Here is a 14736-nt window from a genome sequence, read left to right on the forward strand (position 1 = left end):
CCTTCGACGTACGCACGGCGAGGGCCGCGGGGAGGATCAGCGCCGTCGTGACGGCCGGACGATGCGGAGCTGTCGGCGGCCTGGCTGATGACCTACCTCATCCTCTACGGTGCGCTCTAACCGCGATTGGGGAAAGCACTATGCACCGGGCATGGAAGTGGAAATGACGACTTTGCCTTGCGCGTTTCCTGTCTCCAAGTAGGAGATCGCTTCGCGGAGTTCGCTGAACCGAAAGGTTCTGTCGATCACCGGCTTGATCTTCCCTGCCGCGATGAGGCGCTTGAGGAGTGCCACGTCTTCTGCGTGGAAGGGTTTCCACCACAGGAATCCCATCTTCTTTCGTGTTGCCAGCGAGATCAGCAGGCCCCAGAACAGGCATCCGAAGATCCGGGGCGTGGTGCCTCCGAGGAGGACGTACACTCCGCTGGGCTTCAATGCCCGCCGGCCTTCGAAGATTGATTTGTTCCCCGCAATATCCAGGATCCAGTCGTACCGCGGCCCGCCCTTCGTGTAGTCCTCGGCGGTGTAGTCGATGACGTCGTCCGCGCCCAGCCCGCGCACCATGTCTGCCTTCTTCGAGCTGCAGACGCCGGTCACGTGGGCGCCGAGGGCCTTCGCGACCTGCACGGCGAATGGACCGCCGCTTCCTGAGGCACCGTTGATCAGCACCTCGCTTCCTGGCCGTATGCCGCTCCTGCCCTGCAGGCCCTGAATCGCGAGGATCGCCGCCTGTGGCAGAGTCGCGGCTTCTTCAAAGCTGATGCCGTTTGGGGGTGTGTGACCATGCTCGCTCCGGAGCGACTGCGTACTCCGCGAAGGCGCTGTGGCCGAACTGAGTGAGATCCGCGAACACAGCATCACCGCGTTTGAATCGCGTGATGTCTTTGCCGACGGCCTCCACCTCCCCCGCTGCGTCGAAACCCAGACCAGCTTTGCGGGGTACGCGCAGCCCCGTGCCCATCCGAGTGAGGAAGGGTTTGCCGTAGAGGTAGTCCAGATCGCCTTGATTCAGCGATGAGGCGCGGACGCGCACCAGGACTTCGTCGTCCTTCGGTTCGGGACGGTTGATGTCCTGCAGCTCGAGAACACTTGGTGGGCCGTACTCTTCCCGAACGAATGCTTTCATCATGGTCATGTCCTCACGCCGCGATCGGGGTCACGGTGGCGACATGCGGTCGGGCTGCGGATCGCGGGGAGCGCACCCCGACGATCAGCAGGTACAGGACCATCCAGATCTCCGCAGTCGCGGGCACGATGCCCAGGAAGATGTGAATCTGCGCGGCAAGATCGGGAAGCAGGAACGCCACGACGACGTCAGTCAGGTAGCTGGCCGTGGCCGCGATGAGGATGATGCCGAGCGCCTTCGGGAAGAGTCCGGACCGATAAGCGAGATACCCCAGCGGGGCAAGCCACAGCCCGAAGAAGACCTGCGCGGCCAGGATCCCGTAGTGCTCGATCTCCAGCAGGAGCAGCACGAGCGCATTCGCTTCAACCTCACCGAACGCTGCCACGTACGAACCGTTCGTCGCGACCTGTAGCGCCACGAACGTGAAGACGGAGCTGACCGAGATGATGCCGGCCGCTACCACGACCGGCAACACCATCAGACGGCCGGCGTGCTTGCCCACGTGCTTGAGGAGCACATAGAGGGTCACAGCGGTGAGCACGAAGAAGACCGCGTCCGTCAAGTGGGCGACCACGGCCAGTCGAACGAGTCCGGAGTTCTCGACAAGATTCGCGTTCGTGGCCGTAGCGTCGCCCGCGACGTACATGGACGGGTCCACGAAGCCCTCCGAGAACCCACCGGTGATGCCGACGACGAGATAGAAGACACCCGCAATCCGCGCCAGGCGCTTGATCGAAGTCGGCGCTACCCCAGGGGGCTGCTCGGCGAATATTCCTTTCGGGGACATCATGACCTCTTCCTACTCTGTGTGAACGTGGATACAGCCGGGGCGTCGACGATCAGACCGTCGTGTGCTGCTTGACGGGGCCGGCGCTGGCGGCGGCGTTCATGCCGGCAGTGATCGGGGAAGGCTTGAACCCTCTGACGATCAGGTAGACCCCCAGTGAGAATTCCCAGATTGCGATCGGTATTGCGGCAAGCCCTGACTGCAGGGACACCCGCTCCCACACGCCGAACAGCACGGCGAAGTCGGAGGCGAGCAGCAGGGGAGCTCCAATCAATCCGATCAGGGGCAGGATTCGCGGGACCAGGCCGGACCGGTATAGCAGCGAGCCGAGCAGCAGGGCGTTGATGGCCGGCATGAGACTTCCCCCGAGGTGGAACGACCAGCCGTATTGGGCGACGAGCGCCTGTCCGGTGACGACAGCGTCCGCTCCGGCTGCGGACTGGCGTAAGGTCACCAGGGACAGCAGGGCCACCACGCCGGCGAAGAGGGCGGCGGCTTCCAGGACCCGCGTGCCGACGAAGCCCAGCGCGACCCCTCCGTTCTGCCTCTTGACAACCGGGTACAGCGCGACGGCGGTGCCGATGCCGGCGAGCGCCACGATCACCTCGAGTACGCCGCCGATCAGGATCGGGGTGTCCGGCCCGGGTCCGGTGACCCAGTTCGGGTCGTTCAGCGCTGGGGCGTAGAGGGCCAGGATCGGAATCGAGACGAAGGTTGCCAGGTACAGGATGCCGGCGACCAGCGCGGTCTTGCGCAGTGAGTCCATCGGGACTCGTTTCGTTGCTGTGGTTCGAGCGATGACGTTCATTTCGTTCTCCTTGTGTGGATTTCAGTGAGCAGTTATCGAGGGTCGACGGTGGATACTTCGGGCTGGTCCGGATTGACGGACGTGACCGAGAGCAGCGGAAGGCCTACGTCGCGTGCTTTCTGCAGCAGACCATGCAGGGCGGCCTGGTCGGCCACCGGACCAGAGATGACGGTGGTGCCGTCGGGTTTGTTGGTGACCGTGAGGCCGTCGAACCAGGCGGACCAGCGGGCGGCGAGGTGGCCTTGCAGGCGGATTTCGTAGCGGCCTGCCTCGTCATGACGATCGGTCGATGCGTCGCTCATTGTGATCCTTTTCGGTGTTGCTTGCCGGAATCTCCGTGGTTGCTGACATTCCTTGCTTGCCCGAAACGTAGAGCGAGATGTGATGAGGGAACATCCACACATGTGTTGATTTATCTGGCCATCTGCCGATCTGGCACGACGTGGGCGCAGGACACAGTGGACAGGTGGTCGGCCGCAGCCAGAGGGGCAGGCTTGTTGGGTTGGGGTGCGCCGGACTCGCGTCAGGTGGCTGCCGTAGCGCCTGCGGTGCCGCTGCTGCGCGGCGGGGTCAGCGGTCGTTGTTTCGCGCCAGCAGGCCGAGCTCTCTGGCCCGGCGAACCGCTGCTCGACGGTCGTGCACGTCGAGCTTGGCGAAGATTCTGTTGGTGTGAGTCCGCACGGTGCTCAAAGACACCGAGAGCTCCCGAGCGATGTCGGGGCCGTCCAGGTCGGTGCCCAGCATCCGGAGCACGTCTAGTTCGCGCTCGCTCAGCTGCTCGATCAAGCCCGGTAGGACGGCTACGGTGACGGGGGTCTTGGATCCGGCGGCAACGAGTCGGCGGGCATACCCCGGGGCGATCCCTTTTTTCGCGGCCGTTCTCAGTAGGGAGGCCATGGCCGGGCCTTCATCGACGAAGAGTCGAACGTATCCCTCGGGTTCAGCCAGCGTCAGCGCCCGCTCCAGCGCAGCCAGCGCAGCCGGGATGTCGCGTCCCGCTTGGTGTACCAGCGCCTGCACAACCAGGATCTCGATGACGCTCCCCGTCCTGGCCCCCGCTTCTGCCGCTCCCAGAAGGCGCTCCAAGAGTTGGGCCGGGTCGTGGAGGCCACCCGCGGCACGCTCGGTCTCGTGCTTCGCCAGAAGGACCCGGGCAAGGGTGATGTGCTCGTACTCGTGCAGGTAGCTGAGGTCGTCATCCGCGGAGAGCCGACGCTCGCGCACCCAGCCGAGCGCTTCGGCCAGCTCACCCGCTGCCACCCGCACGCGCGCCTTCAAGGCGGAGACCGGTCGGACGTTGGGAGAGTAACCATCCACATACAGGCGCTCTGCCTCGTCCAGCAGCTGGAGCGCCGCGCGTGGATCACCCTCACCCTGCAGGACCCGGGCCATCGCCACGGACCACCGATGCCGGTTCTGCGGCAGACCGGCATACTTGCCCAGTTCACTGCTCGCCAGCAGGTGCTGCCTGGCGGCGTCAAGGTTGTTGTGTTCCGTGAGGAGCACGCTCATGCCCACATGCAGGTCCGCCGCTCCGCTCAAGGGCGGTGTGGTGTTGGTGGCGAGCCGCAATCCACGCTCATAGGTGGACATTGCCTCCCGAAGGTGGCCTTGGACAATCTGCAGGTCAGCGATGGTGATGGCGCCGCTGACGGCGTCGGGGACGAATCCGGCGTTCTCGAAACTCGACATCCCGTCGGAGTACCAGCGGTACGCGTCATCGAGAGCGCCTGTTGACCAGTACGCAAGTCCGAGGAGAGCGGCCGCCGACCCGCGTTCGACAGGATCGTCTTCACCGACGAGTTCCAGCGCCCGTCGGGCGTTGGTCATGGTGCCGTCGACATCGCCGACGACGTGAGCCAACGCGGCCCGGTAGAAGGCGATCGCTGCAGGCAGTCGGCGGAACGCCGCTTCATCCACGACTACGGGCTTCGCCGACGGTTCCCCTGGTGCCTGCTCGATCGCCGTCGGCGCATGCAACCACAGTTCGGCAGCTCGCAGGCGCTCCTCGACGCCCTCGACCTCGCCCCTGGACATCAGGACCCCGACATACCCGATGTTGAGCACGGGCCGGGCCTGAATCACCTCGTCGGGCAGAGCCTGCAGCCAGTCGAGCAATGTGGCGTCATGTCGGGCCTGACGCAACGCTGGCATCGCCAGCTCGACCAGCTCCGCGGCTCGATCGAATTGCTTGGCGGCCATCGCGTGGCGGATCGCCTCGGACCTCTCGCCGTTCTGCTCGCACCAGTCGCTTGCCCGCCGATGCAGCTCGGTCATTTCGTCGGGTTGCTCGTCCAGTATGCGGGCCTGCAGCACGTCGGCGAAGAGATGGTGATAGCGGTACCACTGGCGGCGGTCATCGAGCGGGAACAAGAAGAGGTTCCCGTGCTCAAGAGCCTCTAGCGTCGCTCCGCCGCCGCCGCGGCCGGTGACGGCCTCGCACAGAGGGCCGTTCAGTCGGCTCAGGATGGAGGTCTGCAGCAGGAAGCTTCGACGGTCTTCCGGCTGACGCTGTAGCACCTCTTCGACCAGGTAGTCGACGATGTAACGGTCATCCCCGGCGAAGCCCGCGATGAAGCCCGGGATGTCATCTCGGCCCTGCATCGAGAGCGCCGCCAGTTGGATCGCGGTGATCCACCCTTCGGTGCGCCGCTCCAGGGCGGCGACGTCCTGCGACGTGAGTTCGATCCCCGTCACACCGTTGAGGTAGGCGGCGGCCTCATCGGTCGTGAAACGCAGCTCGGCGGCGCGAATCTCCAACAGCTCGCCGCGTCCTCGCCACCGCGCCAGTTGCAGTGGTGGGTCTTCGCGGGTCGCGAGTACCAGGTGCACCTGCGGGGGTAGACGCTCCAGCAGGAAGGCCATCCCGTCGTGGACGGTCCGGGCTTCGATGAGGTGGTAGTCGTCGAGCACCACCACGACATCGTTGGAGACAGCGCTGAGGTCATTGAGCACAGTCCCGAGGACCGCTTCGATCAGCGGCTGGGGCGACTGCAGGAACGACAACGCATCGTCCCCAACCGCCGGCTCTACCGACCTCAGCGCCGCCACCAGATAAGTGCAGAACAGCACAGGATCGTTGTCGCGCTGGTCCAGTGAGAGCCAGGCCGCGGAGCGGCCCTTCGCTCGACCGTCGGCCAGCCACTCGGCAAGCAGCGTTGTCTTGCCGAACCCGGCCGGCGCTGACACCAGGGTCAGCGCCAACTCCGCCCCGCGGCTCAAGTACTCGTTGAGTCTCGGACGCGATACCAAGCCGCGACGTCCCCGAGGCACGTGCAGCTTGGTCTCGAGGAACGGGCTGGACATAACTACCTCTCCCTTATGGGTAGTCTCACATGTCGCCGATAATCGACCGCGACGACCTAGGAATAGTGTGGTCTCCGTCCTCGGGCGAGGACGAAGCTTCGTCTACCGCGATGGCCGCTCGTTCTTTCCCGCAAGCCTTCTCCTCTGCACTGTCGCCAGGCTCGCGTCCTTAGCCCATTGACCCGTCGTCGCTGTACGGCGGCCGCGCTCCCTACCTCGGGAGGTGAACAAATGGGAAGCTTGAGGGCAAGGAACCCGCCCTCGGTGAGGATCACTCGTTCGCAACTCTCAGATGCGCACGAGTTTTTGCAACCCATCGGGAGCCGGCCTTCGGGAGGGATCGGTCATGAATGCATCGATCGACGCAACGGGGCTCAATCGATGACCGTCGCACCGGGGATGGCGTTGGCTGACCGCTACGAGCTGTCAAGTCGGATCGCGGTCGGCGGCATGGGTGAGGTGTGGAAGGCATCGGATCGGGTCATCGGCCGCACCGTTGCGGTCAAGATCCTGAAGGCGGAGCTCGTCGACTCGCCCGGTTTCCTGGAGCGTTTCCGCGCCGAAGGCCGGAACGCGGCGCGGGTGGACCATGAGGGCATCGCACGCGTGTACGACTACGGCGAAGCGGGCGGGACGGCATTCCTGGTGATGGAGCTGGTCAAGGGTGAACCGCTCTCGGCCGTCCTACGGCGGGAGGCACGACTGCCGCCGGATCGCGTTCTGGACATCGTCGCGCAGACGGCGCACGCACTCTACGCCGCTCACTCAGCGGGCCTCGTGCACCGGGACATCAAGCCGGAGAACCTCATGCTCACTCCGGACGGACGGCTGAAGGTCACTGATTTCGGGATTGCACGCCTCGCCGATCAGGTCCCGTTCACCGTCGCCGGCCATGTCATGGGAACCGTTCAGTACATCTCTCCGGAACAGGTAACTGGCAGACCGGTCACTGCGGCCAGTGACGTCTACTCGCTGGGCGTGGTCGCCTACGAAGCATTGGTGGGACGGCGTCCGTTCACCGGCGACTCGCCAGTGGCCATCGCTCTGGCGCAGGTGAATGACGCGCCGCCGACGATGCCTCCCGACGTGCCGGACCGGGTGCGCGACCTGGTTCTTTCGTGCATGGCGAAGGACGCTGGCGGGCGGCCGCGCTCGGCCGCCGACCTCGCACGCTCGGCAGAGCAGCTCCGGGTCGCATTGGCGACGAAATCCGGAGGTGAACCGCACGCGGAGGCGGTTTCCTCTGCGGGTGAGCCGGCCCTCACGGCGTCATCGCGTCCGTTGCTGAACACGAAGCTCTACCGACCGAAGCCGCGGCAAGGGGCGGTGTCGCGCCCGCGACTGCTGGAGCTGCTTGATCGGGGACTTGCATCCAGCCTGACGATCGTGTCCGCGCCGGCGGGTTTCGGCAAGTCGACCCTGCTTGCCGTCTGGCTTGCGCAGGCTTCCGCAGATGGGGAGGGTGAGCCCGCCGCGTCATGGCTGTCGCTCGATTCAGGTGACAATGATCCGGCGCTGTTCTGGACGTATGTCATCGCATCACTGCGGTCGATCGCGCCGGACGTGGGGGCGGAGGCGCTTGCGATGGTGCAGACGCCCGGCGCTGTCTCTCCGCAGGCATTGCTCACCGGCCTCCTCAACGACCTCGCCGGCGTCGGGCATGAGCTCGTTCTCGTCATCGACGACTATCACGTCATCGAGAGACCGGTGGTGCACGAGGGGCTCGGGTTCCTGATCGCCAACATGCCGCCGAACGTCCACCTGGTGCTGGCGAGCCGGGCAGATCCGCCGCTTCCCATCGCACGGCTCCGGGCGCGCGGTGATCTGGTCGAGGTTCGCGCTGCCGACCTGCGGTTCACCGCGGAGGAGGCGTCTGACTATCTCACCCGCGTGATGGACCTGCCGCTGACGTCGCAGCAGATCAGCACCCTCGACGATCGCACGGAGGGGTGGATCGCCGCACTTCAGCTTGCGGCGCTGTCGATGCGTGGTCGAGACGACCTCGGAGATTTCGTCGCGGGTTTCGCCGGGGACGACCGTTACATCGTCGACTACCTGGTCGAGGAGGTGCTGCAGAACCAGCCGCCGGAAGTGCGCTCCTTCCTGCTGCACACCTCGATTCTCGGCCGCATGAATGCGCCACTCGGCGATGCGCTCACGGGACGCGGGGACAGCAGAACCATGCTGGAGGCGCTTGATCGGGCCAATCTGTTCCTGGTGGCTCTCGACGACCACCGTCATTGGTATCGCTACCACCACCTGTTCGCGGAGGTGCTGCGGGCGCGGCTGATCGAAGAGCAGCCGGACGAGGTGCCCAAACTTCACCGCCGGGCGAGTGCGTGGCATGAGCAGCAGGGCGAACTCGACTCAGCGATCCAGCACGCCGTGGCTGCGTCGGACCACGGGCTGGCTGCGCGGCTCATCGAGGCTGCCATGCCGGCGATGGCGAGGGATCGCCGGGAAGCGACGCTGCGCGACTGGATGGAGGCGCTCCCAGAGGAAATCTTCCGCACACGACCCGTCCTCAGTCTGGGCTTTGCCGGCGCCCTGCTGTCCACTGGTGAACTGGCGGGTGTGGAGGCTCGACTGCGCGACGCAGAGCGATGGACGGATGCGTCGGACGGCGGAGGACCGGATCCGGATCAGCTCGTGGTGGTCGATGCGGATGCGTTCCGGCGCCTGCCCGGCACCATAGCGATCTACCGTTCGGGGCAGGCGCTGGCCGGCGGAGATGCGACAGCCACCGTGGCGTATGCCCGGCGGGCGCTCGACCTGCTCGACGAAGACGACCCGTATTTCCGGGGGGCGGCCGCGGCGCTTGAGGGCCTTGCGCTGTGGGGAAGCGGCGACTTAGAGGGCGCGTACGACGGCTACGCGGAGTCCATCTCGAGCTTCCTCCGCTCGGGGCATGTCGCTGACGTGCTTGGCTGCACGGTCACCCTGGCCGACATCCGCTTGACACAGGGTCGCCTGGGCGACGCGATGACGAGCTACGAAACCGCACTGCAATTGGCGCTCGATCAGACGCCGCGGGTCCGCCGCGGCATCCCGGACATGCATATCGGGATGAGCACGATCCTGTACGAGCGCGGTGATCTGGAGGGAGCAACCGAGCACCTGGAGCTCGGCGCCGCACTGGGCGACGCCGCCGGATTGCCGAAGTACCGATATCGCTTGAGACTCGCCATGGCCCAGCTGCGACAAGCCCAGGGAGACCTGTCCGGCGCGGTCGAACTCCTGGACCAGGCAGAGCACTTCTTCGTCGCAGACATGGGGCCTGTGGTCCGCCCCGTTCCCGCGACGAGGGCCCGCGTCTGGCTGCAGCAGGGAAGGGTCGCCGAAGCCCTGGCGTGGGCCCGCGGGGCGGGACTGTCCGCGGAAGACGACCTCAGCTATCTGCGGGAATACGAGCACATCACCCTCGCGCGGACACTGCTCGCGCAGCATCGCCGACAGCGGGAAGAGCAGCCGCTTCGCGACGCCTCGGCGCTCCTGGCCCGTCTTCTCCAGGCAGCCGATGCCGGGGGAAGAACCGGAAGCGTCATGGAGATCCTCGTGCTGCAGGCTCTCGCATACCGCCAGCACGGCAACGTTCCGGATGCCGTTGCCCCGCTGGAGCGGGCTCTGCTGCTCGCCGAGCCCGAGGGCTACGCCCGGCTGTTCGTGGACGAGGGCGCCCCGATGGCCGAACTCCTCGAGACGATCGCGGCGCGCGATCCTGTCCGAGCGTATGCCCGACGGCTGCTGACGCTGTTCGGCGCTCCAGAGGCTGCCATGCCGAGTGGCGATCGAGTGGCCGGTCTCGCGGAGCCGCTGAGCGAACGGGAGCGGGAGGTGCTCCGGCTCCTCGCCACCGAGATGAACGGGCCCGAGATCGCCCGTCTGCTCGTCGTGTCACTGAATACGGTGCGCACTCACACGCAGCGGATCTACACCAAGCTCGGTGTGAACAGCCGACGAGCGGCCGTTGTCCGCGCCCGGGAACTGGGTGAGCTCGGGCGGGGCGGCGGGACACCGCCCTCTTGAGAGGCCACGATCAGTCGTCGAACCTACGCACCGCGAGGAGGACCATTCCGAGATCGCGGATCTTGATCAGGATGCCGTGCAGGGCGGCCTGGTCGGCAACACGACCCCGCAACGTCGTCGTCCCGTCCGGCTCTCGGGTCATCGTCAGGTCGCCGAACCACTCGCCCCAGCGATCGTCGAGGTGCCGGCCAACGCGCACTTCGTACTCGCCGGATTCCTCGCGAGTCGTCCCCGAGCTCATGCTCGGACCCCAGTCTGGTCAGCGGCGGGGCGAACGACACGTCTGGGTGTCCGACGGATGATCCACTCGGCGACAGCGAGATTGATCGCCCAGCCCGCGCCGTTCAGCAGAGCGATGCTCAGCTCGCTCTCACCGAAGATGCCCTCGCCGAAACCGAGCGTGAACACCTGGGTGGCGGCGCCGAGCCCGATGGCGAAGGCGCGGATCATCCATGCGCGGTGCCGCGGGAGTCGACGCTGTCGAATGGCACGGAATCCGAGGATGATGCACAGCGCCAGCCCGGCCGCGGCCAGAAGCCGGAAGACGAACAGCAGCGGAGAGTAGTCCGCCAGGGTGGCGAATGCCAGCCATATGCCCGAGCCGGCGGCGAGCAGAGCTGCCAGTATCGCCAGTCGCCCGGCGATCCGGTGCCACGACGGCCGGCGTCGCCGAAAGCCCGCCGAAAACTGGAGAGCGCCGAGGACGACGAAGACCGTCGCCCCGACGACGTGCAGAATGACCGGGAGCGACATCCCACCGCCCTCGCCGGAGGAAGGGGTAGCTGGGGCGACGGCCATCGCGACTCGGCGGAGCGCGTTGGCGAGGATGGGGACCAGCCCGAACGTGATCAGCCCGGCCGGGAGCAGCCAGCCGACGCCGCGCTTGCGCACGGGCCGGACACCGGGCGTGGGCTGGGAGGTCGTGAGGCTCATCGGTGCTCCTGATCGGTGTGGCCCACAGCATCTGCGTGGCGATGACTGCAAGCTACGCAGCGATGTGGTGAGAAGGCATCAGCACTTCTGGTGATCCTCATGGTGATCACTCGTACCGGAGGGCGTCGATCGGGTTCTGGCGGGCTGCCCGCCGAGCCGGCAGGGTGCCGGCGAGGAAGGCGATGAGCATCACGGTGAGCAGGATGGACGCGACCGGCACGAGCTCGAAGCGCAGCACCTGGAGTCCCTCCAGGTCGGTGAGGAACCTGTCGACGATGAGGCCGTTGGCAGCGCTGCCTACCCCGATAGCAGCCGCCGCGCCAAGCACACTGCCGAGGAATCCGATGAAGACGGCCTCGGTGCTGAACAGGGCGTAGATGCTTCCGCCTCGCATCCCCATCGCCTTCATCAGCCCGATCTCGCGGGTGCGTTCCTGCACGCTCATCAGCAGCGTGTTGACGATGCCGAATCCGGCGGCGATCAGCGCGATGACGGCGAAGGAGTTCAGCACCGCGATGATGCCATCGACGACGGTCTGGATCACGCCGATCTGGTCCGACACCGTGGCCGCCTGGAACCCGGCGTCCGTGAGGGCGGTCTGGATCGTGTCGATCTGGGCTTCGGTGGCCTGGGGGTCGAAGTGCGCGATGGCGACGACGGACTGCTCGGATGTGGCCGACGGCTGCCCGATGCTCTGCACGGCGTGCAGCTGGTCGATCAGGGCCTCGTTCAGTGCGGCACCGGAAGCCATGATCGTCTCGTTCTGCACGCCCGCGACCGTGGCGACGACCTCGTGCAACGCTCCGGTGTAATCGGCGACCCCGATCCGGACCGTCGCGCCCACCGCGCTGTCCGCATCCTCGAATCCCAGCGCGTCGACGTAGGAGCTGACGAGCAGGATTTGCGGATTGGCGCCTGCGTTGTCGAGTTGAGCGCCGGCCGCCAGGTCGGGAGTGGTGAGATTCGCCGAGGCATTCACGTCGAGCATGTACTTCCCGCCATGGTCGGAATCGATATAGCGGGGATTGACCTGCCGCACGGCGCTCACATCGAGAATGCCTTCGACCCGGCGGATGGCTTCGAGATCGTCCTTGGTGAGGGGTTCGGTCTCGAACTGGGTGAGGTCGGCGCCGACGATCCCTGCATCCGGGTCGTACTCTGCCGGCCCTTCCTGTTGCGCTGTCTCCTCACTCGCCTTGGTGATGGTGAGGACGTCCTTGGCGCCGAAAGCGCCGATCTGGTTGTCGATGTAGTCGGAGACGCCCGTGCCGATCGCGCTGGTGATGGTCAGCGTGAACGCGCCGATGAAGATGGCGAGCACCGTGAGAGTGGTCCGTGTCTTGCTGCGCAGGGTGTTGCCGACCGCGGTGGTCAGCATGTCGGTGATCTTCATGCGAATGCTCCGACCAGTTCGGGAAGTACTTCTCGGCCATCGCTGATGTAGATCTGGCGGTCGCAGCGCGCGGCAAGTTCGCTGTCGTGCGTCACCACGACGAGGGTGATCCCGCTCTCGCTGTTCAAGCGGAACAGGATGTCTTCGACCAACCGGCCAGTCACGGTGTCGAGGTTGCCGGTCGGCTCATCCGCGAAAATGAGCTTGGGGTTGTTCACGAGCGCGCGGGCGATCACCGCACGTTGCTTCTGGCCCCCTGAGAGGCTCACGGCCTTGTTCTTGGCCTTGTCGGCCATTTCCAGCTGGTCCAGCACCGCCACGCCCCGGGCCCGCCGTTCGCGACGCCCTACACCGGCGATCTTCAACGGCAGGATGACGTTCTCTAAGACGCTGGCGTTCGGATTGAGGAAGAACTGCTGGAAGACGAACCCGAAGGTCTCGTTGCGGAGTCGGCTGAGCTGGCGGGAGCTGAGGGAGGCGGCATCCACTCCCCCGACCCGCAACGTGCCGTGGTCGGGCTGATCGAGGAGCGCCAGGAGGTGCATCAGCGTGGACTTGCCGGAGCCGCTCTTGCCGACGATCGCGACGGACTCCCCGCGATCAACCCGGAGGGACACGCCCTTCAGCGCGTCGAACCGGCTGGCACCACGACCGTAGGAACGGTGTAGGTCATGAACGTCGAGGATCGCGGCGGGACCTTCGGCCCTCATCGGAGCACCTGTGCGGGGGTGCTGGCGAGCGCCGGGGCGGTCATACGGGTGGTGGAAGGCTGCGAGCACAGTACGGCGAGCACGATGGCCCCGGCGACGGGAAGGAAGACCCAGAAGATGTGTCCCCAGCTCGAGCCGGCACCCCGGAGCCGACGCACGGTGACGGCGAGCGTGGGCAGCAGGACAGCGAGTTGCCAGACGGGGGTGAGCGTCGGCACGCTCAGCGCTGTTCCGTCAAGGGAAGCGAGTGTCGGACCGGAGAGGGCGGCGAGGGCGGCGCCGACGAGCACGGTGAAGAGGATCCACCACCAGAACTCAGATCGACTCGCGGTGCCTGAGAAGTCGGCGTAGCGGCGGAACCCGCCACGGATGGATTGCGGGAAGGTCATGAGGTGCCTTTCGAAGGAGGGTGAGGGAATGCGGAGGTCTGTTAGAGGATGCAGAGGTCTGTTAGAGGGTGCGGTGATCGGAAGCGGTGCTGGCGGGGACGATCTGGTCTGCTTCGGCGACATTGATCACGACGCTTCCGCGCTTGCGGCCGGTGTCCACGTACCGATGGGCCTGCGCGATGTCGTCGAAGGGGTACGAGCGGTCGATGACGGGCCGCAGGTCTCCGAGCTCGGCGAGGTACATGACATGCCGCAGGTCGGCGGCGCGATAAGGTCCCGGGCCTGTGATGACGGTGATCCCGTATCGCTGGGCGTCCCGCTTCGCGCTGATCAGGGAGCGGAGACCGGCGGCCACCAGAAGCACGGCGCCGCCCGGGTTCAGGATGTGGCGAACTCGGTCGACAGGGGCGTTGCCGACGCAGTCGACGATCACGTCGTAGGTGGTGTCGTTCGCCGTGAAGTCCTGAGCGTGGTAGTCGATTGTTCGCTGCGCGCCGAGATCTGTGACGAGCTCGTGGTTCGCGGCACTGCACACGGCGGTCACGCTCGCACCCACCGCGCTGGCGATCTGCACGAACGCGGAACCGACCGCCCCGGACGCCCCGTTGACAAGGACGGTGGTGCCGGCCCGAACGGTTGTCTGGTTGAGGTACGCCTGCGCAGTGAGACCGCCGAAGATGAGGCTGGCTGCTTCGTCGAAGGCCAGGTTGCGCGGCTTGCGAACCACGGCGTCGGTCACCTTCACGGTGACGTATTCGGCATGGCCCCCGAACCGGCTGCCAAGCATGGCCACCACCTCGTCTCCCGGTACGAAACCCTGGACGTCGTCGCCGACCTTCTCCACGACTCCGGATGCGTCCATGCCGAGCACCGGCCGCCGGGGGCGGAAGAATCCGAGCACGAGCGAGCTGGGGAGGATCAGACCCGCCGGGATGTCACGGGACCGCGAGCGGTGGTCGGCTGCGCTCACCGTGGTCGCAAGAACCCGGATGAGGATCTCGTCGGCTTTCGGTTCAAGGTCGGGGACCTGCTCCACATGGACGACATCGGGGCCGCCGAATCGGCGGTAGACAGCAGCTTTCATGGTGGTTCTCCAACACGTATCGATCGGGCGGTGCTTCTTGTTAGCAACGTACGAATCGAAGTGGTGAGCCGGCATCATCAGATGTGGTGATCTTGAGCGGGTCACCATGCGGGTGCGCGGAATGAACCCCATGCGCCTCAGACCGCCGAGCGGCGCACCCGGACGCCGCCGTAG

The 14736-nt window shown here is 66.1% G+C and carries 13 protein-coding genes; 1 reads left to right on the forward strand and 12 read right to left on the reverse strand.

The window, feature by feature from the left end:
- Positions 1-138: 138 nt before the first annotated feature.
- From ACPW96_RS08245 to ACPW96_RS08270, 6 genes are all read right to left on the reverse strand, one after another.
- Complete coding sequence (locus tag ACPW96_RS08245; RefSeq protein ID WP_425882674.1) at positions 139-669, reverse strand: NAD(P)-dependent alcohol dehydrogenase; 531 nt, start codon at positions 667-669, stop codon at positions 139-141.
- Positions 670-751: 82 nt separating this feature from the next.
- Positions 752-1129, reverse strand: a complete 378-nt coding sequence (locus ACPW96_RS08250; RefSeq protein WP_425882675.1) for an alcohol dehydrogenase catalytic domain-containing protein — start codon at positions 1127-1129, stop codon at positions 752-754.
- Positions 1130-1139: 10 nt separating this feature from the next.
- On the reverse strand, positions 1140-1916 hold the full coding sequence (locus ACPW96_RS08255) for a DUF4386 domain-containing protein (protein WP_425882676.1): 777 nt from the start codon (positions 1914-1916) through the stop codon (positions 1140-1142).
- A gap of 49 nt (positions 1917-1965) precedes the next feature.
- A complete protein-coding gene (locus tag ACPW96_RS08260) occupies positions 1966-2679 on the reverse strand; it encodes a DUF4386 domain-containing protein (RefSeq protein ID WP_425882677.1) in 714 nt (237 codons plus the stop codon).
- Positions 2680-2753: 74 nt separating this feature from the next.
- On the reverse strand, positions 2754-3023 hold the full coding sequence (locus tag ACPW96_RS08265; protein ID WP_425882678.1) for a hypothetical protein: 270 nt from the start codon (positions 3021-3023) through the stop codon (positions 2754-2756).
- Between the two features lie 268 nt (positions 3024-3291).
- On the reverse strand, positions 3292-6027 hold the full coding sequence (locus ACPW96_RS08270; RefSeq protein ID WP_425882679.1) for a LuxR C-terminal-related transcriptional regulator: 2736 nt from the start codon (positions 6025-6027) through the stop codon (positions 3292-3294).
- Positions 6028-6408: 381 nt separating this feature from the next.
- On the opposite strand from ACPW96_RS08270, the gene ACPW96_RS08275 reads away from it, so the two are divergent.
- Positions 6409-10053, forward strand: a complete 3645-nt coding sequence (locus ACPW96_RS08275; protein ID WP_425882680.1) for a protein kinase domain-containing protein — start codon at positions 6409-6411, stop codon at positions 10051-10053.
- Positions 10054-10063: 10 nt separating this feature from the next.
- Here ACPW96_RS08275 and ACPW96_RS08280 read toward each other — a convergent pair whose 3' ends face one another.
- From ACPW96_RS08280 to ACPW96_RS08305, 6 genes are all read right to left on the reverse strand, one after another.
- Positions 10064-10294 carry a hypothetical protein gene (locus tag ACPW96_RS08280; protein WP_425882681.1) on the reverse strand — a complete coding sequence of 77 codons (231 nt, stop codon included), beginning with the start codon at positions 10292-10294 and terminating at the stop codon, positions 10064-10066.
- Positions 10291-10986 (reverse strand): DUF2306 domain-containing protein, encoded by a 696-nt coding sequence (locus tag ACPW96_RS08285; protein WP_425882682.1) that lies wholly within the window; start codon positions 10984-10986, stop codon positions 10291-10293. Before ACPW96_RS08285 ends, ACPW96_RS08280 begins: the two co-directional genes overlap by 4 nt.
- A 106-nt stretch (positions 10987-11092) precedes the next feature.
- Complete coding sequence (locus ACPW96_RS08290; protein WP_425882683.1) at positions 11093-12379, reverse strand: ABC transporter permease; 1287 nt, start codon at positions 12377-12379, stop codon at positions 11093-11095.
- Positions 12376-13089: an ABC transporter ATP-binding protein gene (locus tag ACPW96_RS08295; protein WP_425882684.1), complete on the reverse strand. Its 714-nt coding sequence runs from the start codon at positions 13087-13089 to the stop codon at positions 12376-12378. Before ACPW96_RS08295 ends, ACPW96_RS08290 begins: the two co-directional genes overlap by 4 nt.
- Positions 13086-13478: a DUF805 domain-containing protein gene (locus tag ACPW96_RS08300; protein WP_425882685.1), complete on the reverse strand. Its 393-nt coding sequence runs from the start codon at positions 13476-13478 to the stop codon at positions 13086-13088. The genes ACPW96_RS08295 and ACPW96_RS08300 overlap by 4 nt, the downstream gene beginning before the upstream one ends.
- A gap of 61 nt (positions 13479-13539) precedes the next feature.
- A complete protein-coding gene (locus tag ACPW96_RS08305) occupies positions 13540-14562 on the reverse strand; it encodes an NAD(P)-dependent alcohol dehydrogenase (protein WP_425882686.1) in 1023 nt (340 codons plus the stop codon).
- Positions 14563-14736: the final 174 nt, after the last annotated feature.

This window comes from Micromonospora sp. DT81.3 (genome assembly GCF_049847225.1).
Taxonomy (GTDB): Bacteria; Actinomycetota; Actinomycetes; order Actinomycetales; family Microbacteriaceae; genus Microbacterium.